Origin of the sequence: Serratia marcescens (assembly GCF_006715005.1) — a bacterium.
Lineage (GTDB): Bacteria > Pseudomonadota > Gammaproteobacteria > Enterobacterales > Enterobacteriaceae > Serratia > Serratia montpellierensis.
The window spans coordinates 4680992-4704187 of the sequence record NZ_VFMJ01000001.1; the positions used below are offsets into that span (position 1 = coordinate 4680992).

24 protein-coding genes are annotated in these 23196 nt (G+C 60.4%); 11 read left to right on the forward strand and 13 right to left on the reverse strand.

Translation table 11 applies throughout. From position 1 onward, the window contains the following. Nucleotides 1-13: 13 nt before the first annotated feature. From FHU12_RS22680 to rfaD, 4 genes are read right to left on the reverse strand one after another with little or no spacing between them, the layout of a single operon-like run. Nucleotides 14-1180 carry a glycosyltransferase gene (locus tag FHU12_RS22680; protein ID WP_141971920.1) on the reverse strand — a complete coding sequence of 389 codons (1167 nt, stop codon included), beginning with the start codon at nt 1178-1180 and terminating at the stop codon, nt 14-16. Further along, nucleotides 1177-2142, reverse strand: a complete 966-nt coding sequence (gene rfaC, locus FHU12_RS22685; RefSeq protein WP_141971922.1) for a lipopolysaccharide heptosyltransferase RfaC — start codon at nt 2140-2142, stop codon at nt 1177-1179. The genes FHU12_RS22680 and rfaC overlap by 4 nt, the downstream gene beginning before the upstream one ends. A 2-nt stretch (nt 2143-2144) precedes the next feature. After that, a complete protein-coding gene (gene rfaF / locus FHU12_RS22690) occupies nt 2145-3191 on the reverse strand; it encodes an ADP-heptose--LPS heptosyltransferase RfaF (RefSeq protein WP_141971924.1) in 1047 nt (348 codons plus the stop codon). A 21-nt stretch (nt 3192-3212) separates the two neighbouring features. Beyond that, nucleotides 3213-4142 (reverse strand): ADP-glyceromanno-heptose 6-epimerase, encoded by a 930-nt coding sequence (rfaD, locus tag FHU12_RS22695; protein ID WP_089186598.1) that lies wholly within the window; start codon nt 4140-4142, stop codon nt 3213-3215. A 239-nt stretch (nt 4143-4381) separates the two neighbouring features. Here rfaD and kbl point away from each other — a divergent pair, with 239 nt between their 5' ends. After that, nucleotides 4382-5578: a glycine C-acetyltransferase gene (gene kbl, locus FHU12_RS22700; protein ID WP_004931154.1), complete on the forward strand. Its 1197-nt coding sequence runs from the start codon at nt 4382-4384 to the stop codon at nt 5576-5578. Nucleotides 5579-5587: 9 nt separating this feature from the next. Further along, nucleotides 5588-6613: an L-threonine 3-dehydrogenase gene (gene tdh, locus FHU12_RS22705; RefSeq protein ID WP_025304682.1), complete on the forward strand. Its 1026-nt coding sequence runs from the start codon at nt 5588-5590 to the stop codon at nt 6611-6613. Nucleotides 6614-6654: 41 nt separating this feature from the next. Here the strand turns inward: tdh and FHU12_RS22710 are convergent, their stop codons facing one another. The 3 genes from FHU12_RS22710 to gpmM are packed head-to-tail and all read right to left on the reverse strand — an operon-like array spanning nt 6655 to nt 10498. Beyond that, nucleotides 6655-7608, reverse strand: coding sequence for a divergent polysaccharide deacetylase family protein (locus FHU12_RS22710; protein WP_141971926.1), 954 nt, complete (start codon nt 7606-7608; stop codon nt 6655-6657). Between the two features lie 2 nt (nt 7609-7610). Next, entirely contained in the window at nt 7611-8945 is a 1335-nt protein-coding gene (envC, locus tag FHU12_RS22715) for a murein hydrolase activator EnvC (RefSeq protein ID WP_141971929.1), read from the reverse strand. Nucleotides 8946-8953: 8 nt separating this feature from the next. Next, nucleotides 8954-10498: a 2,3-bisphosphoglycerate-independent phosphoglycerate mutase gene (gene gpmM / locus FHU12_RS22720; RefSeq protein ID WP_141971931.1), complete on the reverse strand. Its 1545-nt coding sequence runs from the start codon at nt 10496-10498 to the stop codon at nt 8954-8956. Between the two features lie 297 nt (nt 10499-10795). On the opposite strand from gpmM, the gene FHU12_RS22725 reads away from it, so the two are divergent. From FHU12_RS22725 to cysE, 5 genes are all read left to right on the forward strand, one after another. Next, a complete protein-coding gene (locus tag FHU12_RS22725) occupies nt 10796-11230 on the forward strand; it encodes a rhodanese-like domain-containing protein (RefSeq protein WP_063991310.1) in 435 nt (144 codons plus the stop codon). Between the two features lie 28 nt (nt 11231-11258). Then, nucleotides 11259-11507: a glutaredoxin 3 gene (gene grxC / locus FHU12_RS22730; RefSeq protein ID WP_004931142.1), complete on the forward strand. Its 249-nt coding sequence runs from the start codon at nt 11259-11261 to the stop codon at nt 11505-11507. Nucleotides 11508-11564: 57 nt separating this feature from the next. Further along, nucleotides 11565-12035 (forward strand): protein-export chaperone SecB, encoded by a 471-nt coding sequence (secB, locus tag FHU12_RS22735; RefSeq protein ID WP_025304678.1) that lies wholly within the window; start codon nt 11565-11567, stop codon nt 12033-12035. Further along, complete coding sequence (gene gpsA, locus FHU12_RS22740; RefSeq protein ID WP_141971933.1) at nt 12035-13054, forward strand: NAD(P)H-dependent glycerol-3-phosphate dehydrogenase; 1020 nt, start codon at nt 12035-12037, stop codon at nt 13052-13054. The genes secB and gpsA overlap by 1 nt, the downstream gene beginning before the upstream one ends. A 103-nt stretch (nt 13055-13157) precedes the next feature. After that, on the forward strand, nt 13158-13979 hold the full coding sequence (gene cysE / locus FHU12_RS22745; RefSeq protein WP_004931135.1) for a serine O-acetyltransferase: 822 nt from the start codon (nt 13158-13160) through the stop codon (nt 13977-13979). 61 nt (nt 13980-14040) lie between these two features. On the opposite strand, the gene FHU12_RS22750 is transcribed toward cysE, so the two are convergent. The 5 genes from FHU12_RS22750 to cpxR form a co-directional block, all read right to left on the reverse strand. Next, a complete protein-coding gene (locus tag FHU12_RS22750; RefSeq protein WP_141971935.1) occupies nt 14041-14712 on the reverse strand; it encodes a DUF3313 domain-containing protein in 672 nt (223 codons plus the stop codon). A gap of 105 nt (nt 14713-14817) precedes the next feature. Beyond that, entirely contained in the window at nt 14818-15591 is a 774-nt protein-coding gene (locus FHU12_RS22755; RefSeq protein ID WP_141971937.1) for a CHAD domain-containing protein, read from the reverse strand. A 61-nt stretch (nt 15592-15652) separates the two neighbouring features. Then, nucleotides 15653-16126, reverse strand: a complete 474-nt coding sequence (gene trmL, locus FHU12_RS22760; protein ID WP_004931130.1) for a tRNA (uridine(34)/cytosine(34)/5-carboxymethylaminomethyluridine(34)-2'-O)-methyltransferase TrmL — start codon at nt 16124-16126, stop codon at nt 15653-15655. Between the two features lie 43 nt (nt 16127-16169). Further along, entirely contained in the window at nt 16170-17564 is a 1395-nt protein-coding gene (cpxA, locus tag FHU12_RS22765) for an envelope stress sensor histidine kinase CpxA (RefSeq protein WP_048232185.1), read from the reverse strand. Further along, nucleotides 17561-18259 (reverse strand): envelope stress response regulator transcription factor CpxR, encoded by a 699-nt coding sequence (gene cpxR, locus FHU12_RS22770; protein ID WP_004931124.1) that lies wholly within the window; start codon nt 18257-18259, stop codon nt 17561-17563. Before cpxR ends, cpxA begins: the two co-directional genes overlap by 4 nt. 148 nt (nt 18260-18407) lie before the next feature. Here cpxR and cpxP point away from each other — a divergent pair, with 148 nt between their 5' ends. The 4 genes from cpxP (at nt 18408) to FHU12_RS22790 (ending at nt 22291) form a co-directional block, all read left to right on the forward strand. Beyond that, on the forward strand, nt 18408-18887 hold the full coding sequence (gene cpxP, locus FHU12_RS22775) for a cell-envelope stress modulator CpxP (protein ID WP_004931122.1): 480 nt from the start codon (nt 18408-18410) through the stop codon (nt 18885-18887). Between the two features lie 131 nt (nt 18888-19018). Then, nucleotides 19019-19921, forward strand: a complete 903-nt coding sequence (gene fieF, locus FHU12_RS22780; RefSeq protein WP_060435278.1) for a CDF family cation-efflux transporter FieF — start codon at nt 19019-19021, stop codon at nt 19919-19921. Between the two features lie 231 nt (nt 19922-20152). Further along, nucleotides 20153-21115, forward strand: a complete 963-nt coding sequence (gene pfkA / locus FHU12_RS22785; protein WP_004931116.1) for a 6-phosphofructokinase — start codon at nt 20153-20155, stop codon at nt 21113-21115. Nucleotides 21116-21301: 186 nt separating this feature from the next. Further along, nucleotides 21302-22291 carry a sulfate ABC transporter substrate-binding protein gene (locus FHU12_RS22790; protein ID WP_102985159.1) on the forward strand — a complete coding sequence of 330 codons (990 nt, stop codon included), beginning with the start codon at nt 21302-21304 and terminating at the stop codon, nt 22289-22291. A 65-nt stretch (nt 22292-22356) separates the two neighbouring features. Here the strand turns inward: FHU12_RS22790 and tpiA are convergent, their stop codons facing one another. Then, entirely contained in the window at nt 22357-23124 is a 768-nt protein-coding gene (tpiA, locus tag FHU12_RS22795; protein ID WP_004931113.1) for a triose-phosphate isomerase, read from the reverse strand. Nucleotides 23125-23196 lie beyond the last annotated feature (72 nt).

Below are 23196 nucleotides of genomic sequence, written 5' to 3' on the forward strand. Positions count from 1 at the left end.
GCTCACGTTTCAATTAAGCGATAAAGGATCGCAGCGTGTCGTCGAACTCAGCTTTGAACTGAGCATAGTTGAAATGTTCCGCAGGATAGCGCTGCGCATTTCGGCTCAGAGTCTGGTAGGTGTCGCGCGCCAGCAATGTCTCAACGGCATCCGCACAGTCGAGATGCGACAGCAGCTTGGGCGCCACCAGGCTGTCGGTCAACGGGTCGTAGACCTCATGCGGGAAGTCGACCTCGATATCGGTGAGCTGCCGGTGTTGTTCGACGGTGACCGACGGCGTCAGGCCAATGCCGCAGACGCCGTCCTTCACCGCTTCCGGCTGGCCGTCAACCTGCGGGAAGATGACCGGCACGCCGAAATAGAGCGATTCCATGCAGGACAAGCCGAACGGCTCGGTGATCGGCGTGCTCATGTAGATGTGCGTGCGATTGAAGAAGCCGGCGACGTCATCCTGATAACCGCTGAAGGTGACGCGGTCGCCGAGCTGAAGCCGGGCCGCCAGCGCCTCGAACGCCGCGCGATCCGGCCCTTTGCCGGCCACTTCCAGCGTGACGTCATGCCCGCGCCGCAGCAGTTCCTGCATCATCAATAATGAAACGCTGATGCCTTTCAGGCTGACCAGGCGTGAAGCGGTGCCGATCCTGACCGGCTGCGACAGCGTTTTCGCCGCAGTGTCGATCCCCGCCGGCGTCTTGATGCGGTTGATCACCACGTGATTTGGGCAAGGCAGATTAAAACGCAGCTCCATCACCCGCTTCGACGCGTGCGAGGCGGAAATGACGCCGTCCAGCATGGCGAAGAAACTCAGCGTCTTTTTATTCTTGGAATAACGCCAGGAGCAGCCGTGATCGTAGTAAACCAGCTTGCCGCGCTTGGGTTTGGCCGCCAGCCCCGGCACCAGGTCCCAGACGATCACCACGTCGGCGTTCGCCCGTTCAATTTTCCACTTCAGCAAAAATTTACGCAGGAACTGCGGGCAGCGCAGCGGCAGCGCATTGATCAGGCGGTTGGCGAAGGTGACGGGCTGATGCGCAGGCAACTGGCGGCGGATCTCTTCGCCAATGTCGCCGCTGATACACAACACCTGGTTGCTACCGTCGGTGGTATCGTTGATGTACTGCAGGAACAGGCGCTCGACGCCGCCCATTTTACCCAGGTTGATAATATGCAGTTTTTTCATGCTATAACCTTTTGCAACGCCTGCCATGCCGTATCGGCATCGATTGTCGCCATGCTCTTTTCCGGCGAAATCAGCGAGTGCTGATTTTGCCCGTAGCCGCCGATCAGGCCGGGATCGGTTGGCCCGAACAGCGTGATGTTCGGTTTGTCGAGCGCGGCGGTCAAATGGCTGAGCCCGGTGTCGACCGAGACCACGCCCTTGGCGCCGGCCAGCACCTCGGCCACCTGCTGCAGGCTGAGCTTCGGCAGCACTTCGACATGTGAAAAACCTTCCGCCAAACGCAGCGCGCGCTGATGTTCATGTTCTGCGCCCCACGGCAGTTTGATCTTCAGCCCGCTGTCGGCCGCCAGCGCGATCAGCTCGCGCCAGTTCTGCTCCGGCCAGTGCTTGTCGTCACGCGTCGTCGCGTGCAAAAACACCAGATATTGACCGGCATCGACCGGCGGCCGGCTGAGAAAACGCGCGGCGATGGCGTAATCGCCGTAGCTGCCCGGTTTATCGTAGCCGAGGCTTTTGGCGAACAGCTCGCGCGTGCGTTCCACCGCGTGCTGCTGTTTGTCTATCTCATGGCGCACGTTGTAGAACCAGCTGGCGAACGGCTCGCGCGCGCTCTTGCAGTCTGGGCCATGTTTGTTGCCTTTGGCGACGCGGGTGATTAGCGCGGCGCTTTTGATCAGGCCCTGCGCGTCGATCACTACATCGTAACGGCGTTCTTGCAGCGCGCGCTTGAAGTCGCAGCGCTGCTGTCGGGTGTCGCTGCCGAACCAGTTTTTGCGCCAGCGGCGAATGGCCACCGGGATCACGCGATCCACTGCCGGATGCCAGGTGGGGATTTGGCTGAAACCTTCTTCCACCACCCAGTCGAAGCGGATATCGGGAATGGCCTGCAGCGCGTCGGTCAGGGCGGGCAGCGTATGCAGCACGTCTCCCATCGAGGACGTTTTTACGATTAACACCTGCATGACTATTCCTCGCTGGCGACAAGTAACGGCGTCAGCGCATCCAACACTTGCTGCGGCTGAATATCGATCAAACTTTGGTGGTATCCCTGCTCGGCATCGCCCTTACGCACCTTGTGGTAGCCGCTGATCAAGCGAATCACCCGCGCCTTGTCGGAGAGCGGTGGCGTGAAGTCGGGGCTGCTTGGGCCGTATAAGGCTATCAGCGGTTTGTTCAACGCTGCGGCAACGTGCATTAAACCGGAGTCATTGCTGACCACCGCCCGGCAGGCCGCGATCAGGATAACCGCCTGCTCCAGCTGGGTTTTTCCGGCCAGGTTAAGGCAGAAATCGCGCGCGTCTTCCTGCAACGCGGCGCGGATCTGTTCGCCGGCCTCGTGGTCCTTTGCCGAACCGAACAGCGCGACCTGATAGCCGCTCTCGATCAGCTGCTGAGCCAGCGTCGCATAATGGTAGTGCGGCCAGCGTTTGGCGGGGCCGAACTCCGCGCCTGGGCAGAAGCCGACGATCGGCCGGCTGTCGGTCAGGTTGAAGGCTGCGGTGGTGTCGGCGATCTCTTCGTCGCTCACCTGCAGCCGTGGCCACAGCAGCGGCTGCGGCAGATCGTCGGCGCGCTGGATGCGGCCTTTGTCATAGGCCAGCGCTACGTAGCGCTGCACCATCAGCGGGAAGGCCGCCTTGTCGAGCACGCGGACGTCGTTCAGCAGGCCATAGCGCATTTCGCCCCGCCAGCCGGTGCGCTGCGGGATATCGGCGAAAAAGGGCACCAGCGCGGATTTGAACGAGTTGGGTAGAACGTAAGCGCGATCGTAACGGTTGGCGCGCAGGGCACGCCCCAGGCGGCGGCGTTCGCCGAGCCCCAGCGCGCCGTGGCCCAGCGGCATCGCCAGTGCCTGATTGACTTCCGGCATGCGCGCCAGCAGTGGGCGGCACCAGGCCGGTGCCATCACATCGATCTCCGCCGAGGGGTATTCGGCCTTCAGGGTGCGATAGAGACTTTGCGACATCATCATGTCGCCAACCCAAGAAGGGCCGATAACCAGTATTTTCATACCCAGCGTAAATCCTTCAGCTTATGCGGTGCGGTTCAACCAGGCCATGTACTCTTTCACGCCTTCGGCGACCGTTTTAAACGGTGCGTCGTAGCCGGCGGCGCGCAGCTTGGTCAGATCGGCCTGGGTGTACGCCTGATAGCGGCCCTTCAGCTTTTCCGGGAACTCGATGTATTCCACCGCGCCCTTCTGGTGGAAGTCCACCACCGCGTCCGCCACCGCCTGGAAGGTTTCCGCCCGGCCGGTACCGCAGTTGAAGATGCCGGATTTGCCGGTCTCCCAGAACCACAGGTTAACCGCCGCCACGTCGCCGACGTAGATGAAGTCACGCTTGAAGTTTTCGCTGCCGGCGAACAGTTTCGGGTTTTCGCCGCGGTTGATCTGGGTGTTCAGGTGGAAGGCGACGCTGGCCATGCTGCCTTTGTGGCCTTCGCGCGGGCCGTAAACGTTGAAGTAGCGGAAGCCGCAGATCTGTGAGTCCGCTTCCGGCAGGATCTCGCGCACGTACTGATCGAACAGGAATTTGGAGTAGCCGTATACGTTGAGCGGCGCTTCATACTCACGCTCTTCGATAAACTCTTCGCGACCGCCGTAAGTGGCGGCGGAGGAGGCGTACAGGAACGGGATTTCGCGGTCCAGGCAGTAGTGCAGCAGGTCTTTGGAGTACTGATAGTTATTGTCCATCATGTACTTGCCGTCCCACTCGGTGGTCGCGGAGCAGGCGCCTTCGTGGAAGACCGCTTCGATATCGCCCAGATCGTCGCCGGCCATGATGCTGGCGATAAAGTCTTCTTTATCGATATAGTCGGCGATGTCCAGATCGACCAGGTTGACGAACTTGGTGCCGTCTTTCAGGTTGTCCACCACCAGGATATCGCGATATCCCTTGTCGTTCAGTGCCTTAATGATGTTGCTGCCGATCATGCCGGCGCCGCCTGTGACGATAATCATTGGGTTACCCCTGCTAAGCTGCTGGCGGGGCACAATGCCCCACGCTCAATGGCGGTTATCATAGCATTTCATGCCGCGGCAAACAGCGGAAGGGCTCCGAATATCCCGCATTGCCATTGAAGTCCGCTTTTTGCCGTGATATCTGCTGCAATTTTAATATTCTCTCCCGCGCATTCTCGTCAGTTTGGTTACAAATCAGTAAAATATGCCGCAAATAGCCCAATCCTGGAGATAACCGAATGTCAGCGTCTTTTTATCAGCAGTTGGAACAACAGCTTGCCGCCACTCGCAGTGAAGGGCTGTTCAAGGAAGAACGCATCATCACCTCCGCGCAACAGGCGGATATCGCCGTCGCCGACGGCAGCCATGTGATCAACTTCTGCGCCAATAACTACCTGGGCCTGGCTAACCATCCGGCGCTGATCGCCGCCGCCAAGTCGGGGATGGACAGCCACGGTTTCGGCATGGCGTCGGTGCGCTTCATCTGCGGTACCCAGGACAGCCACAAGCAGCTGGAACAGAAACTGGCGGCCTTTTTGGGCATGGAAGACGCGATCCTGTACTCCTCTTGCTTCGACGCCAACGGCGGGCTGTTCGAAACCCTGCTCGGCCCGGAAGACGCCATTATCTCCGATGCGCTGAACCACGCGTCGATCATCGACGGCGTGCGCCTGTGCAAGGCCAAGCGCTATCGCTACGCCAATAACGACATGACCGAGCTGGCCGCGCAGCTGAAGCAGGCCAAAGCCGACGGCGCGCGCCACATTCTGATCGCCACCGACGGCGTATTCTCGATGGACGGCGTGATCGCCAACCTGAAAGGGGTTTGCGATCTGGCGGACGAGTATCAGGCGCTGGTGATGGTGGATGACTCCCACGCGGTGGGCTTTGTTGGCGCCAACGGGCGCGGCACCCATGAATACTGCGAAGTGATGGGCCGCGTCGATATCATTACCGGTACGTTAGGCAAAGCGCTGGGCGGCGCGTCCGGCGGCTACACCGCCGCCAAGAAAGAAGTGGTGGAGTGGCTGCGCCAGCGTTCGCGTCCGTACCTGTTCTCCAACTCGCTGGCGCCGGCGATCGTCGCCGCGTCGATCAAAGTGCTGGAACTGCTGGAAGAGGGCGACGCCCTGCGCGATCGCCTGTGGGCCAACGCGCGTCTGTTCCGCGAAAAAATGACCGCCGCCGGCTTCACATTGGCCGGTGCCGATCACGCCATCATCCCGGTCATGCTGGGTGAGGCGAAGCTGGCGCAGGAATTCGCCAATGCGTTGCTTAAGGAAGGCATCTATGTGACCGGTTTCTTCTATCCGGTGGTGCCGAAAGGCCAGGCGCGCATTCGTACCCAGATGTCCGCCGACCACACCCCGGAGCAAATCGAACGCGCAGTGGCGGCGTTTACACGTATCGGTAAGGATCTTGGCGTTATTGCATAAGGTAAAACCATGAAAGCACTGTCAAAACTGAAAGCGGAAGAAGGGATTTGGATGACCGACGTGCCTCAGCCGGAGCTGGGCCACAACGACATCATGATCAAAATCCGCAAAACCGCGATCTGCGGCACCGATGTGCATATCTACAACTGGGACGAGTGGTCGCAAAAAACCATTCCGGTTCCGATGGTGGTCGGCCATGAATATGTGGGCGAAGTGGTGGCGATCGGTCAGGAAGTCAAAGGCTTCAGCATTGGCGATCGCGTGTCCGGTGAAGGCCACATCACCTGCGGCCACTGCCGCAACTGCCGCGGCGGCCGCACGCACCTGTGCCGCAACACCGTCGGCGTGGGCGTGAACCGTCCGGGCAGCTTCGCGGAATACCTGGTGATCCCGGCGTTCAACGCCTTCAAGATCCCGGATAACATCTCCGACGAACTGGCTTCGATCTTCGATCCGTTCGGTAACGCGGTACACACCGCGCTGTCGTTCGATCTGGTCGGGGAAGACGTGCTGGTGTCCGGCGCCGGCCCGATCGGCATCATGGCGGCGGCGGTGTGCAAACACGTCGGCGCTCGCCATGTGGTGATCACCGACGTTAACGAATACCGTCTGGAACTGGCGCGCAAGATGGGCGTGACCCGTGCGGTGAACGTCAGCAAGGAAAACCTCAACGACGTGATGGCCGAGCTGGGTATGACCGAAGGGTTCGACGTCGGTCTGGAAATGTCCGGCGCGCCGCCGGCGTTCCGCACGCTGCTCAATGCCATGAACCACGGCGGGCGCATTGCCATGCTGGGCATTCCGCCTTCCGATATGTCGATCGACTGGAACCAGGTCATCTTCAAAGGGCTGTTTATCAAAGGGATTTACGGTCGCGAAATGTTCGAAACCTGGTACAAGATGGCGGCACTGATCCAGTCCGGTCTGGATTTGACCCCAATCATCACCCACCGTTTCTCGATCGACGAGTTCCAGCAGGGCTTCGACGCCATGCGCTCCGGCAAGTCGGGCAAAGTGGTGCTGAGCTGGGATTGATCTCGGCAGACGTGAAAAGGGCCGGAATTCCGGCCCTTTTTTTATGCTTGCGGTTTGGCTTGCGTCCAGTGCTGCCAATGGCGCTTGATGAAGGTCACCGGCGGCGAGCTGGCGATGCTGTCGGCGATGACGCCCAGCGCGGTACCGGCGTTGGTTTTTTCCTTCGGCGGTTTGACCTTGCACTGCTTGACGCCGCCGCTGAACGGGTTCTTCGGCTGTGGTTTTTGCGGTTTGACCGGCGGTGGGACGTAGCTGCCGCCGCTGTTGCCCTGTGGTTCGTTCAGCAGTGCGCTCGGTTTGACCAGCACGATATCGGCAGGCAGCGACGGCAGCATCTGCTGCAGCACCTTCACCGTCGCCGGGCGTGGGTGGCCGATGGCGATGGCGGAGCCGTTGCGCCGTGCCAATTCGACCGCGCGGTTGAACTGACGGCGGATGTCGGCTTCATTCGCGGTATCGTCGAGGAACACCTTGCGTTTGATCACCTTTACGCCGGTGCCGGCCGCGGCGCGGGTCGCCTGGCTGTTGCCGATGGTCATGCTGTCGAGGAAGTACAGGCGGTAGCTTTCGAGCGCCTGCATCACTTTCTGCATGCCCGGCAGGCTGGAGGTCATGGCGCTGCCCATGTGGTTGTTCATGCCGACCGCGTAGGGCACGTTGTTCACCGCATTGCGGATGATGCGCTGGATCTCGTCGCTGCTCATGGAAGGCTGCAGGGTATCGCGTTCCAGCGGCTGCTTGCTGAGCGGCGCCATCGGCATGTGGATCAAGACTTCGCGGCCCTGGCTGTGGGCGCGGGTGGCCATCAGGCGGGCATGCGGCGCGTTGGGCAATACCGCGACCGAGATCGCCGTTGGCATTTGCAGCACCGCGTTTTCTTCGTGAGGGCGGTAGCCCACGTCATCGATGACGATGGAGAGTTTTCCTGCCTGCGCAGCGTAAACCTGCAGCAGACAGCCTATTAACAGAGCTGTACGGGTTTTGACATAGCGCAAATCTATCTTCCCAACCACGGCAGTGGGTTAACCGCCTGTCCCTGACGACGGATTTCGAAATAGAGCGACGGCGTTCCCTGGCCGCCGCTGGTGCCGACCAGAGCGATCGGCTGGCCGGCGCGCACCTGCGCCCCGACGTTGACCAACGCGCTTTGGTTGTAGCCGTACACGCTCATGTCGCCTTTACCGTGTTCGACCACCACCATCAGGCCATAGCCTTGCAGCCAGTCGGCCAACAGCACGCGACCATCGGCGACGGCTTTCACTTCGCTGCCTTCGCGGGCTTCGATCACCATGCCTTTCCAGCGTAGCTCGCCCTGCTGCTGTTCGCCAAAGCCGTGCAGCGTGCGGCCGCGCACCGGCCACATCAGCTGGCCGGCCGGACGACCGAGGCCGCCGGTTCGCGCCATCAGTGAGCGATCGGCTTCGCTAGGTTTGTAGGTGGTGCCGGTTTTCTTCGCCTGCTGCTCCTTGATGCGCACCTGTTCGCGCACTTTGGCCGCTTCACGCGCTTCGCGTTCGGCACGCGCGCGGGCTTCGCGCTCCGCCCGAGCGATCTTGTCACGCATGCGGGTTTCGTTCTGGCGCAGTTCCACCAGGCGTTGTTGGTCTTTTTCCAGCGAGGCTTCCAGCGCGGTCAGCGTTTTTTTGCGGGCGCCGCGCGCCTGCTCCAGCTTCTGCTGCTGCGTCTGTTGCTCGCCCAGTAAGGATTTTTGCTGACCCTGTTTGGCCACCAGCGTGGTTTTTTGCTTCGCCAGCTCGGCGCGGGTCTGTTTCAGCTCTTCGATGGTTTTCTGGCGCGCTTCGTTCAGATAGCCGAAATAGGCCAGAATACGCTCGCTGCGCTGGCTTTCCTCCCCGCTGAGGATCAGCTGCACGGCGCTGTGCTGCCCTTGCCGGAAGGCGGCGTCGAGCTGTTTGGCGAGGAGGTTTTGTTGGGTAGATTGCTGCTTTTGCAGTTTGGCTATCGAGGCGTTCAGGCCGGAAATGTCCTTGCCCAACTGGGTGAGCGTGCCCTGGGTGTCGCGCAACTGGCGGCTGGCTTGGGCGATGGTTTTTTCCTGCTGACGCAGCTGATCCTGCAGCGAGCTGCGCTGCTGTTGCTGCTGCTTCACCGCTTTTTCTTTCTCGGCGATGCTCTGCTGGATGTCTTTCAGCTGGGATTTATTGTCTTCCGCCGCCTGGCCGGCGAGCGGCAACAGCAAGACGCCAGCGCAAAATACGCTGGCGCACATGGCGGTGAACGTCCTTGGCGCGGTGCGTTCAGGCAGCGGTCGGCTGCCTGCGTTTGCGCTTCGGGTTACCCTTAATAGTGCAAAAAACGCCTTCTCCCTCATGGAGAGGATTATTCCACGATGAACAGCGGCTTACCAGTCATCTCTTGCGGGATTTCCATTCCCATCAGCGTTAACAGGGTGGGTGCGATGTCCGAAAGCTTGCCGCCTTCGACCGCCCGCGCCGGTTTGCCGACGTAAATCAAGGGTACCGGCAGGCTGGTGTGGGCGGTGTGCGCCTGGCCGGTGGCCGGATCGCGCATCTGTTCGGCGTTGCCGTGATCGGCGGTGATCAGCAGCTGGCCGTCGACGTCGCGCACCGCATCAACCACCTGGGCGATGCAGGCGTCCAGCGTCTCCACCGCTTTGATCGCCGCTTCATATACGCCGGTATGCCCTACCATGTCGCCGTTCGGGTAGTTGCAGATAATGGCATCGTATTTGCCGCTGCGGATGGCGCTCAGCAGCTTGTCAGTCAGCTCGGCGGCGCTCATCTCCGGCTGCAGATCGTAGGTGGCGACCTTCGGCGAGTTGACCAGCACGCGGTCTTCGCCCTTGAACGGCGCTTCCACGCCGCCGTTATAGAAGAAGGTGACGTGGGCGTATTTCTCTGTTTCCGAGATGCGCAGCTGGGTTTTGTCGTGCTTCATCAGCCATTCGCCGAAGGTGTTGGCCAGCGAAGCCGGCGGATAGGCGCAGGCGGTCGCGATGTCGGCGGCGTACTCGGTCAGCATCACGAAATCGCCGAACTGCACCCGCTTGGCGCGCGGGAAACTGTCGAAATCCGCGTTCACGAAGGCGCGGGTGATCTGGCGCGCGCGGTCGGCGCGGAAGTTCATGAAGATCAACGCGTCGCCGTCCTGCATCGCGGCATCGGCCTCACCGGCGGCGCGGATCACGGTCGGTCTGACGAACTCGTCGTTTTCACCGCGCTGATAAGCAGCCTGCAGGCCGGCGACCGCATCCTCGGCCACGTAGTCGCCTTTGGCCGCGGTCAGCAGGTCATAGGCCAGCTGCACGCGATCCCAGCGGTTGTCGCGGTCCATCGCGTAGTAGCGGCCGATCAGCGAGGCGATGCGCCCGACGCCCAGCGCGGCGAAGGCGTCGCGGCAGCGTTGCAGGGGGGCTTCGGCGCTGCGCGGCGGCGTGTCGCGCCCGTCGAGGAAGGCATGCAGATAAACGGCTTTGGCGCCGCGTTGGGCGGCCAGCTTGATCATGGCCAGGATGTGCTCGTCGTGGCTGTGCACGCCGCCCGGCGACAGCAGGCCCATGATATGTACCGCCTTGCCGGCCGCTACGGCCTTATCGACGGCGGCGGTCAGCACCGGGTTGGCGAAGAAGTCGCCATCGGCGATCGCTTTGTCCAGTCGGGTCAGATCCTGGTACACGATGCGCCCGGCGCCCAGGTTGACGTGGCCGACTTCGGAGTTGCCCATTTGCCCATCGGGTAGGCCGACATCCAGCCCGGAAGCGGCGATCAGCGTATGTGGCTGCTCTCGCCACAGGCGATCCATCACCGGGGTGCCGGCGTTCAGGATCGCGTTGTCCTGCCGCTCTTCACGATGGCCGTAACCGTCCAGGATCACCAGTACCATCGGTTTTTTGTTGCTCGACATTGCATTGACCTCTTATGAACTTTTTAAGCTGCGAATAGCCATGCGCCCGCCGTAAGCATGGCTATTCACCCTCGAAAAACCGGCTGATTTTACACCGCCGGCGGCGATAAATAGCCCAAAGAGATCAAGGTTGCGGCGAATCGCGCGGGCTTTTATGCTCTGACGTCGGGAATTTCTCAGCGCAGCCCGCAGTTTCTACAATCGCGCTTGCTTATTGGCTGTATTTGCCGCACTCGGCAGGTATACTCTGGAACCTTGACTTATTTATCCCTTAACTGACGGGAGTTGTTACACCCCATGCTGCAAGAAATTATGCCATTCGTAAGCAGACACCCGATTCTGAGCCTGGCTTGGATCGCCCTGCTGGTCGCCGTGATCGTCATGACCTTCAAAAGCCGTTTCTCCAAGGTCAAAGAGATCGCTCGCGGTGAAGCTATTCGCCTGATCAACAAAGAAGAAGCCGTGGTGGTCGACACCCGCAGCCGCGACGATTTCCGCCGTGGTCACCTGGCCAGCGCCATCAACCTGACCGCCAGCGAAATCAAAAGCGGCAGCCTGGGCGAGCTGGAAAAACACAAAGCGCAGCCGATCATCGTCGTGTGCGCCAACGGCACCGCCTCCCGCGAGCCGGCGGAGAACCTGAGCAAGGCCGGTTTTGAAAAGGTGACGATGCTGAAAGACGGCATTTCCGGCTGGAGCGGAGAAAACCTGCCGCTGGTGCGCGGTAAGTAACCGTTTAACCTATTTGAGGTGGCAATCCATGGCTAACATTGATATCTACACCAAAGCGACCTGCCCGTTCTGCCATCGCGCCAAGGCGCTGTTGAACAGCAAGGGCGCGGCGTTTAACGAGATCGCCATCGACGGCGATAACGCCAAGCGCGAAGTGATGATCGAGCGCAGCGGGCGCACCACCGTGCCGCAGATTTTCATCGACGGCCGGCATATTGGCGGCTGTGATGATTTATATGAACTCGATGCTCGCGGCGGCCTGGATCCGCTGCTTTAAGCAGCTTGCCGGTTCACCGAGTGTCAATAAGGACGTTTAACCAAGGGTATTACTCACATGTCAGAACAAAACAGCACCGAAATGGCTTTCCAGATCCAACGTATTTATACCAAGGACATCTCCTTCGAAGCGCCAAACGCGCCGCAGGTTTTCCAGCAGGAATGGCAGCCGGAAGTTAAACTTGATCTGGATACCGCGTCCAGCCAGCTGGCTGACGAAGTGTATGAAGTGGTACTGCGCGTAACCGTGACGGCGAGCCTGGGCGAAGAAACCGCGTTCCTGTGCGAAGTGCAACAGGCGGGCATCTTCTCGGTAGCAGGCATCGAAGGTACGCAGCTGGCGCATTGCCTGGGTGCATACTGCCCGAACATCCTGTTCCCGTATGCGCGCGAGTGCATCACCAGCCTGGTTTCCCGCGGTACATTCCCGCAGCTGAACCTGGCACCGGTCAACTTTGACGCGCTGTTCATGAACTATCTGCAGCAGCAGGCGGAAGGCGAAGGTGCCGCACCACATCAGGATGCCTGATGAACACCGTCAATGCTTCAATGACTGTCATCGGTGCCGGCTCGTACGGCACCGCATTGGCCATTACGCTGGCGCGTAACGGCCACACCGTGGTGCTGTGGGGGCACAACCCCGCGCAAATTCAAACGTTGCAGCAAGATCGCTGCAATCAGGCGTTTCTGCCCGACGTTCCTTTCCCCGATACCCTGCTGCTTGAAGCCGATTTGGCGCGTGCGCTGGCGGCCAGCCGCGACGTGCTGGTGGTGGTACCGAGCCACGTGTTCGGCGACGTGCTGCGCCAGCTGAAGCCGCATTTGCGCCCGGACGCTCGCATCGTGTGGGCCACCAAGGGGCTGGAAGCGGAAACCGGCCGGTTGCTGCAGGATGTGGCGCGTGAGGCGCTGGGCGAGACGATCCCGCTGGCGGTGCTCTCCGGGCCGACGTTCGCCAAAGAGCTGGCCGCCGGTTTGCCGACGGCGATCGCGCTGGCGGCGACCGATGCGCAGTTCGCCGACGATCTGCAACGGCTGTTGCACTGCGGCAAGAGCTTCCGCGTCTACAGCAATCCCGACTTCATCGGCGTGCAGCTTGGCGGCGCGGTGAAGAACGTGATCGCCATCGGCGCCGGCATGTCCGACGGCATCGGTTTTGGTGCCAACGCCCGCACCGCGTTGATTACACGCGGGCTGGCGGAAATGAGCCGTCTGGGTTCTGCGCTCGGCGCCGATCCTTCGACGTTCATGGGCATGGCGGGGCTGGGGGATCTGGTGCTAACCTGCACGGACAACCAATCGCGCAACCGCCGTTTCGGCATTATGCTGGGGCAGGGCAAAGGCGTGCAGGAAGCGCAGGACAGCATCGGCCAGGTGGTCGAGGGCTATCGCAATACCAAAGAGGTGTTGGCGCTGGCGCAGCGGCACGGCGTGGAAATGCCGATCACCGAACAGATCTATCAGGTGCTTTACTGCCATAAAGACGCCCGCGAAGCGGCGCTGAGCCTGCTGGGGCGAGCCCGAAAGGACGAAAAACCCAGCGCGTGACATAAAACGATATGCCGGGGCAGCATGCTGACCCCGCAAATGACCCGGGCCGTTTCGCGCTACCGTGTGAAGCGGCCCGTTTGGCAAGGCAGAGGGGAATGTGATGTCGTCAGAAGAGTTGGAGCAGGTCTGGAACAGCATTAAATCAGAAGCGCGAGCACTGGCTGATTGTGAACCGATGCTGGCCAGCTTTTTCCATGCGACGTTGCTCAAGCACGAGAACCTGGGCAGCGCGCTCAGCTATATGCTGGCCAACAAGCTGGCGACACCGATCATGCCCGCCATCGCGGTGCGCGAGGTGGTGGAAGAGGCCTACAAATCCGACAACCAGATGATCGTTTCGGCGGCGCGCGATATCCTCGCGGTGCGGCTGCGCGACCCGGCGGTCGATAAGTACTCCACGCCGCTGCTTTACCTGAAAGGGTTCCATGCGCTGCAGGCTTACCGCATCGGTCACTGGCTGTGGCAGCAAGGGCGGCAAGCGCTGGCTATCTACCTGCAAAATCAAATTTCCGTCGCCTTCGGCGTGGACATCCACCCGGCGGCGACCATCGGCTGCGGTATCATGCTCGACCACGCCACCGGCATCGTGATCGGTGAAACGGCGGTGGTGGAGAACAACGTCTCTATCCTGCAGTCGGTCACTCTGGGCGGTACCGGTAAAACCAGCGGCGACCGTCACCCGAAAATCCGCGAAGGGGTGATGATTGGCGCCGGCGCCAAAATTCTCGGCAATATCGAAGTGGGCAAGGGCGCGAAAATTGGCGCAGGTTCGGTGGTCTTGCAGGCGATACCCCCGCACACCACCGCCGCCGGCGTGCCGGCGCGCATCGTCGGACGTCCGGAGAGCGATACGCCGTCGATGGATATGGACCAATACTTCAACGGCACCAACCACGGGTTCGAGTACGGCGACGGCATTTGAGCGCCGCCTTCGCAGCCATTCAGGGGGAGCTTCGGCTCCCCCTGTGTTTTTCAGGCGGCGGTCAGCCCTGCTTCGGGAAGTTGGTGATATCGGTGACGATGTCGTCGATCGCCGCCTTGACGTCATCCGCCGTGACCGGCGTACTGTCGTTGTTGACGGTTTTGCCGTAGGCCTTGCGTACCACTTCCATCACCGTTTTACCGGTATCCTGGTCAATCAGCTCGCCTTCGATATACAGCGCGGTATTTTGCGTCCGGTGCCCGGTAGCCGCCATGGTGCTGGCAACCACCGCCGCGACCGGTACCACCTCATAGAACTTCATGTCTTCGTTTTCGGCAGAAACGGCGGTGATGGCGAGTTTAGCTACCAACACGCGTGAGCCTGCCGGGCTGGGCAGAATGGTGAAGCGGTTCTGCAACGCGGCTTTAATCCGCTGGGTCGCATACGCCTTGATTTTGTTCAGCGTGTCCTGGCTGACGCGCGTGGTTGGTTTCTCCGCCGGGAAATAGACCACCGGTTGGAAGTAGATACCGCGATAGTTGGATTCCTTGTAGCTTGGATCTACCCAGCGCAACGTTTTATGGCCGCTTGGCGAGGTGGTTTCCTGCAGTTTGCTGTAATCGGACAAGAAGCCTGAATACTGCGACGTTTGGGTGACTTTGGACGAACAGCCTGCCAGCAACAGGCCTGCTGCCAGAACCGCCATGGCAACGCTCAAGCGTTGTTTCTTCATATGGTTTCCTATGATGAGTGGTGATTACCCTTACAAAAGATAGCGCATTATCTGTGCCTCATCGGGCATTTTCGGGGCCGGGCGTGCCCTGCTGCGGTCCTTCTTTCAGGATCGTGATGCGCCGCCGGTTTTCGCCACCAGCGCCGGTGATAAGGCGGCAAGCAAGACGTCCGCTCTGGCCAGCGTCTGGCGTTGCTCAGCTTGCCATTGGGGCAACAAGGGCCAGAGATCCGCCTGATGCTCGGCCTGCAGGCACCAAACTTCCCGATCGTGCCAGTCGCCGAGGGCGTTTTGCGCCGCCTTGAGGCACGCTGTCGCTTCGGGAGAGAGGGGGAGGCGTTGCGGATAGGCTTCGGCCGCGTAACGCAGGCGTTTTATCAGCAGCCGCAGACGGTGGCGATCGTAGCCGGTATCGGCCAATGCCCGGCGCAGTTGCCGCTGCTGGCGCAGCAGGTGTCGATCTAGGCGGTGTTTGGCGGCGCGTCGCGCGGTGCGGCGAAAGCGGCGGCACCAGGCGTGCAACCGCGAGGGAAAGTCGATGAGCTGTGGATGGGCGAGCAGTTGACGGCAGCGGGCCTGAAGATCGCTCTGGCGCACGTTTGCCTGCCAATCGAGGTGATGGCGCGCCAGTTCGGCGATCAGCACCTCGAGATCGCGCAGCGGCGTCGTGAGCCTGCCCAACTCGGCAGCAGCCCGATCGAGCCGGGTTGCGCCGGGGCAGCCGCGCAACGGACGCAGCAGGCTGCGAATGCGGCGCAGACAGACGCGCAGGTCGTGCAGCGCTTCGGTGTCTTGCGCCTGTTGCAGCCGCAGCAGCGCCTCATTCAGCACCGTCTCGAGGCGGCGAAGCGGGGTGACAATATCCTCGATGAAAGCCATGTGCCGTTCCTGGAAAGAACATCGCAGCGATGATGCTTCCAGTATGGCGCGTCGTCGCGGATTACGCCTTGATCAGCGCGCCGGCATAGTCCAGCTGCCGCCAGGCCTCATACACCACCACCGATACGGCATTCGACAGGTTCATGCTGCGGCTTTGCGCCTGCATCGGGATGCGGATTTTTTGCTGCGCCGGCAGCGCATCGAGGATGTCGGCGGGCAACCCGCGCGTCTCCGGGCCAAACAGCAGGTAGTCGCCGGCCTGATAGCTGACGGCGCTGTGCGCCGGCGTGCCTTTGGTGGTGAGGGCAAACAGCCGCTGTGGATTTTCGGCGGCGAGAAAGGCGGCGTAATCGGCATGGCGGCTGACGCGGGTGAACTCATGGTAGTCCAACCCGGCGCGGCGCAGGCGCTTGTCGTCCCACGGGAATCCCAGCGGTTCGATCAGGTGCAGGTTAAAGCCGGTATTGGCACACAGGCGGATGATATTGCCGGTGTTGGGTGGAATTTCGGGTTCAAATAAAACGATGTTCAGCATGTTGCAGGCCCCTCGTGAACGAGGGGCGCAGGATAGCAAACTCTTACTGTTCTGTCTTAGTCGACAGACGTTGATGATGCAGCGGCAGCCACAGCACCAGCCGCAGGCCGCCAAGCGGGCTGTCTTCGGCCTTCACCCAGCCGCGATGCTGGTTGACCGCCGCCTCGACGATAGCCAGGCCGAGGCCGGTGCCGCCGGATTCGCGGTCGCGCGCTTCATCGGTGCGGTAGAACGGACGGAAGATCTGCTCGCGGTCTTCGGCGCTGACGCCGGGGCCGTCGTCGTCAACCTGGATGGTCACGCCCTGATTGTCGGCGCTGAACGCCACGGCAATGCGGGTGTGCGAATAACGCAGGGCGTTGCGCACGATGTTTTCCAACGCGCTGTCCAGCGCGCTCGCGTTGCCGAACAGCGTCCAAGGACCGGGCGGCGCGGTGATCTCCAACTGCTTGCCCATCTGTTCCGCTTCGAAACGGGCGTTGTCCAGCACGTCGGCCCACAGGTCGTTGGCCTTCAGCTGCTCGCGGGCCAGCTCGCCCTTCTGCTGCCCACGCGACAGCGCCAGCAGATCGTTGATCATCGAATCCAGCCGCTGCGCTTCGGTTTCGATGCGCGCCAGCTCGTGGCCTTCACCATGGCGGCGGCGCATCAGCGCGGTGGCCAGCTGCAGGCGCGTCAGCGGTGTGCGCAGCTCGTGCGAGATGTCCGAGATCAGCCGCTGCTGGGCGTTCATCATGCGTTCCAGCGCGCTGACCATCTGGTTGAAGCTGGCGCCGGTGGCCAGGAACTCCTGCGGGCCGGCCTCCAGCTCCGGATGCTGCTTCAGGTTGCCGCGCGCGACGTCATCGGCGGCGTTCTTCAGCTTGCGCGCCGGTTTCGCCAGGCTCCAGGCCAGCCACAGCAGCAGCGGGGCGCTGATCAGCATGGTGACGATCAGCAGCAGCAGTGGCCGGTCGAACATCAGGTTGATGAAATCGGATTGCGGACTGTTGGCGGGACGGATCAGGTACAGCTGGTAGTTGTCTTCGCCATCGCGCACCGCGAACGGCCCGACCAGCTCGACGCGCCCATACTTTTTCTTCTTCGGATGATCCGAATTATCGGATTGGCCGATGAAGTTGCGGACGATTTGCATTTCGTTGCGCTGCGCGCCGATCACCCGGCCTTCGCTGGTGACCAGCAGCAGACGTTGGCCAGGCGGCGCCCATTTGTCGATGGCGCGGAACAGGCGGCGCCACCACATCAGATCGTTGGCCGGATCGTTTTGCAACTCGGCCTCGACGTGCTGTTCCAGCATCAACCCCTGCCGCTGCTCGCTGTCGAGCAGCGAGGTCATTTGGCGGGAGTCGAGCTTGGGCACCATCAGCACCAGCATTAGCACCAGGGCTAACGTGAACCAGAAAATGGCGAAGATGCGTGCCGTCAAACTGTTGATCATGTTGCAGATACCATCAAATAACCACGGCCACGCAGGGTTTTGAACCACGGATGCCCGTCTTTGCGATCCGGCAGCTTACGCCGCAGGTTGGAGATGTGCATGTCGATAGCGCGATCGAACGGAGTCAGGCGTTTGCCCAGCACTTCCTGGCTCAGCAGTTCGCGCGATACCACCTGGCCGAGGTGCTGCGCCAGCAGGTAAAGCAGGGTGAACTCGGTGCCGGTCAGATCCAGCACCTGGCCGTCGAAGCTGGCCTCCTGGCGGCCGGGATTCAACTGCAGGCCATCGACGTCCAGCGTCGGGGCGCCGCTATCGACCTGCTGCTGCTGTTCGCTCCAGTTGGAACGGCGCAGAATGGCGCGAATGCGCGCGACCAGCTCGCGATCGTTGAAGGGTTTCGGCAGGTAATCATCGGCGCCCAGCTCCAGACCCAGCACGCGGTCCAGTTCGCTGCCGCGCGCGGTCAGCATGATGACCGGTGTCTGGTGATGTTGGCGCAGTTCTTTCAGCGTATCGATGCCGTTTTTCTTCGGCATCATGATGTCGAGCAGCAGCAGATCGACGGAGCTGTCCAGCAGCGACAACGCCTGCTCGCCATCGTGCGCGACGACGATATTAAAGCCTTCCATTTCAAGCAATTCTTTTAACAGCGAGGTCAACTCGCGGTCGTCGTCAACTAACAGAATCTTGTTCATTATGATTTACCTCCAGACGCAAAATACGTCATCAACTGTTGCCATTCCATGACTTTACGTAGTTTTACATGCACTGACGCAGGTTTTCAGGTGTAGCGGTACACTGCTCCTCGTTGATTCGCAAAGTGAGAAAGCTTGAGGAGTTGAAATGCGTAAGGTGACCGCATTAGTTATGGCATCACTGCTGGCAATTGGTTCGACCGCTGCCTTCGCTGCCGACACTATACCGGACACAGCCCAACCTCCCGGCAACGACGCGATGACCCGAATACCCGGCCAGCACCATATGTTCGACGGTGTCAGCCTCAGCGAACAGCAGCGCCAGCAAATGCGCGATTTGATGCGCCAGGCCCGGCACGATCTGCCTGGTGTCAATGTAGCTGAAATGGAAGCCATGCATAAACTGGTGACCGCAGAGAAATTTGACGAAGCCGCCGTGTATGCACAGGCGGAAAAGATGGCCCAGCAGCAGGTCAAGCGCCAGGTCGAAATGGCCCGGGTGCGCAACCAAATGTATAACCTGCTGACGCCAGAGCAAAAAAGTGTTTTAGACCAGAAACATCAGCAGCGTATGCAGCAGATGGAGCAACAAATTTCTGGTTTGCAGCAAGCTTCTGCCCAGAAGTGAAGTACGACTGAGTAGTCCCCTGTTTTTCCTTGCCATAGACACCATCCCTGTCTTCCCCGCCATGATGGCGGGGTTTTTTTTATCCGACATTTCGCTATATTGAGCGCCACACCTTTTGACCGGGGGCTCTTATGGAACAGCGCTATGCACGCCTGGTGAAGTCCGCTGCGTTGGCCGCTACCGCGCTGGCATCGTCGCTGCTGTTGATCAAAATCGTCGCCTGGTACCACACCGGTTCGGTCAGCCTGCTGGCGGCGCTGGTGGATTCGCTGGTCGATATCGCCGCCTCGCTGACCAACCTTCTGGTGGTGCGCTATTCGCTGCAGCCGGCCGATGCCGAGCACACCTTCGGCCACGGCAAAGCGGAGTCGCTGGCGGCGCTGGCGCAAAGCATGTTTATTTCCGGCTCCGCCCTGTTTCTGTTTCTCACCGGCTTCCAGCATCTGTATGCGCCGCAAACGCTGCGGGATCCCGGTATTGGGATCGTCGTGACGGTGATCGCGTTGGCCAGCACCCTGATTCTGGTTACCTATCAACGCTGGGTGGTCAGAAAAACCCGCAGCCAGGCCGTGCGCGCAGATATGCTGCATTATCAGTCAGATGTCATGATGAATGGTGCTATTCTTATCGCTCTTGGGCTAAGCTGGTACGGCTTCCACCGGGCAGATGCGCTGTTCGCGCTGGGCATCGGCGTATACATCCTCTATAGCGCGCTGCGCATGGGCTACGAAGCGGTGCAGTCGCTGCTGGATCGGGCGTTGCCGGATGACGAACGCCAGGCGATTATTGAGGTGGTTTCTTCCTGGCCCGGGGTGAAAGGCGCGCACGATCTGCGCACGCGGCAGTCGGGGCCGACGCGTTTCATCCAGCTGCATCTGGAGATGGAAGACACGCTGCCGCTGCGTGAGGCGCATCGGTTGGCCGATCAGGTGGAACAGGCGTTGCGACACCGTTTTGCGGGGGCGGACGTCATCATTCACCTGGATCCGTGCTCCGTGGTGCCACCGGGTAGGCAGGGGCATTGGGAGCTATAATCAGATAGAGGCATAGCGCGAAGTATTATCATGAATATCTGAGTTAGCTCAGCGTGCCATGCGGTGTTTTTACCGTTATATTGCGTGACTTGAATCAATTCAGCTGGGTGTTTTTGATATAATATCCAGCAATAAGCCGTAAAGCTGGTTTTCTGCAGCCGGAGAGGTTTCAAGACGATCGGCGGAGACAGAATTCTTAAGAAATTGCATCTACACAGTTCAGAGGTAGTCATGATCAAGAAAATCGGTGTACTGACGAGCGGCGGTGATTCGCCGGGTATGAACGCTGCAATCCGCGGCGTTGTGCGTTCTGCGCTTTCAGAAGGTCTGGAAGTTTTTGGTATTTACGATGGCTACCTTGGCTTGTACGAAGATCGCATGGAGCAGCTGGACCGCTATAGCGTGTCCGACATGATCAACCGCGGCGGCACCTTCCTGGGCTCGGCCCGCTTCCCGGAGTTCAGGGATGAAAACGTGCGCGCCAAGGCGATTGAAAACCTGAAGAATCGCGGCATCGACGCGCTGGTGGTGATCGGCGGCGACGGTTCCTACATGGGCGCCAAACGCCTGACGGAAGAAGGCTTCCCGTGCATCGGTCTGCCGGGCACCATCGATAACGACGTTGCCGGTACCGACTACACCATCGGTTATTTCACCGCGCTGGAAACCGTGGTGGAAGCGATCGACCGCCTGCGCGATACCTCCTCTTCGCACCAGCGTATCTCCATCGTGGAAGTGATGGGCCGTTATTGCGGCGATCTGACGCTGGCGGCGGCGATTGCCGGCGGCTGCGAATTCATCGTGCTGCCTGAAATCGAATTCAACCGCGAAGATCTGGTGTGCGAAATCAAGGCCGGTATCGCCAAGGGTAAAAAACACGCCATCGTGGCGATCACCGAGCACATCTGCGATATCGATGAGCTGGCGCGCCACATCGAGCAGGAAACCAAGCGTGAAACTCGCGCTACCGTGTTGGGCCACATTCAACGCGGCGGTTCGCCGGTTGCCTACGACCGCATCCTGGCCTCGCGCATGGGCGCCTACGCCATCGAGCTTCTGCTGCAGGGCTACGGCGGCCGCTGCGTCGGTATCCAGAACGAAAAAATGGTGCATCACGACATCATCGACGCGATCGAAAACATGAAGCGTCCGTTCAAGGGCGACTGGCTGGAAACGGCGAAAAAACTGTACTGATATGCCGCTCACCGCACGACAGAAAAGCCTCCGCTTGCGGGGGCTTTTTTATGCCCGTCGGCGATATATTCCGGAATCATCTATCCCAAAATTTTTTATTCTTTAATTGCCGGGAAAGTTTCTGGCAGGCTCTGATGCTAAATCAACCGATTGAGGTTGCGCTTAATTTTCTGGGAGAGCCTGTCGATGCGTAAATGGGGTGTTGGTCTGACATTGGTGCTGTTGGCGTCCGGCGCCATGGCGAAGGATATTCAATTGCTGAACGTGTCCTACGATCCGACGCGTGAGTTCTATCAGGCTTACAACACGGCATTCAGCAAGCACTATCAGGCGGAAACCGGCGACAAGGTGACGGTGCGCCAGTCGCATGGCGGCTCCGGCAAACAGGCGACCTCGGTGATCAACGGTATCGAGGCCGACGTGGTGACGCTGGCGTTGGCCTATGACGTCGACGCCATCGCCGAACGCGGGCGTATCGAGAAAGACTGGATCAAACGCCTGCCGGACAACTCGGCGCCTTACACCTCGACCATCGTCTTCCTGGTGCGTAAAGGCAACCCGAAACAAATTCACGACTGGCCCGATCTGCTCAAGCCGGGTGTGTCGGTGATCACTCCGAACCCGAAAACCTCCGGCGGTGCCCGCTGGAACTACCTGGCCGCCTGGGGCTACGCGTTGCACCACAACAACAACGATAAGGCCAAGGCGCAGGAGTTCGTCAAAAACCTGTACAAGAACGTCGAAGTGCTGGATTCCGGCGCGCGCGGCTCGACCAACACCTTCGTTGAGCGCGGCATCGGCGACGTGCTGATCGCTTGGGAAAACGAAGCGTTGCTGGCGGAGAAAGAGCTGGGCAAAGACAAGTTCGAGATTATCACCCCGAGTGAATCGATCCTGGCCGAACCGACGGTGTCGGTAGTGGATAAGGTGGTCGATAAACGCGGTACCCGCGATGTGGCGACCGCCTACCTGAAGTATCTGTATTCACCGGAAGGGCAGACCATCGCGGCACAGCACTATTACCGTCCGCGCGATACGGCGGTGGCGGCCAAGTTTGCCGGGCAGTTCCCGCAGCTGAAGCTGTTCACCGTGGATGACACCTTCGGCGGCTGGACCGAAGCGCAGAAGGTGCACTTCGCCACCGGCGGCGTGTTCGATGAGATCAGCAAACGCTGATGCTGGCTGAGCGGCAATAAAAAACCCCGGCTTGCCGGGGTTTTTTTATGACAAGCCTAAGACAATCAGGCTTTTTTCGCTGCGGCAGCGGCTTTGACGATCACGGCGAAAGCGTCTGCTTTCAGCGAAGCGCCGCCAACCAGCGCGCCGTCGATGTCCGGCTGAGAGAACAGCTCTGCGGCGTTCTTGTCGTTCACCGAACCGCCGTACTGGATGATGATTTCAGCGGCAACCGCGGCATCGTGTTTGGCGATGTGGTCACGGATAAATTTGTGCACGGCCTGCGCCTGCGCAGGGGTAGCGGACTTGCCGGTACCGATGGCCCAGACCGGCTCATAGGCGATCACGGTGCCTTTCATCGCCGGTGCGCCCAGCGTTTTCAGCACGGCGTCGATCTGGCGCGCGCACACTTCTTCAGTTTTGCCCGCGGCGTTTTCCGCTTCGGTTTCACCGATGCACAGCACCGGGATCAGGCCGGCTTCTTTCAGCACGGCGAATTTCTCGGCGATCACTTCGTCGCTTTCTTTGTGGTAGGTGCGACGCTCAGAGTGGCCAATGATGATGTACTGGGCGCCGACGTCTTTCAGCATGTTGGCGGAAACTTCACCGGTGAAGGCGCCGGACAGGTTAACGTCCACGTTCTGCGCGCCCAGCGCGATGCGGCTGCCGGCCAGCGCGTGCTTGGCCTGATCCAGATACATCACCGGCGGGGCGATGGCGACGCCACAGCCGTCAACGCTGCTCAGCTCATTGCGCAGACCGGCGATCAGTTCGTTGACCATGTGAGTGCTGCCGTTAAGCTTCCAGTTACCCATAACTAATGGATGACGCATGTTTTTTCCTCCAACTAGGGAACGCGAGAGTCGAAATGACAACTGCCGGACCGGCAGTTTACCTGCCCAACA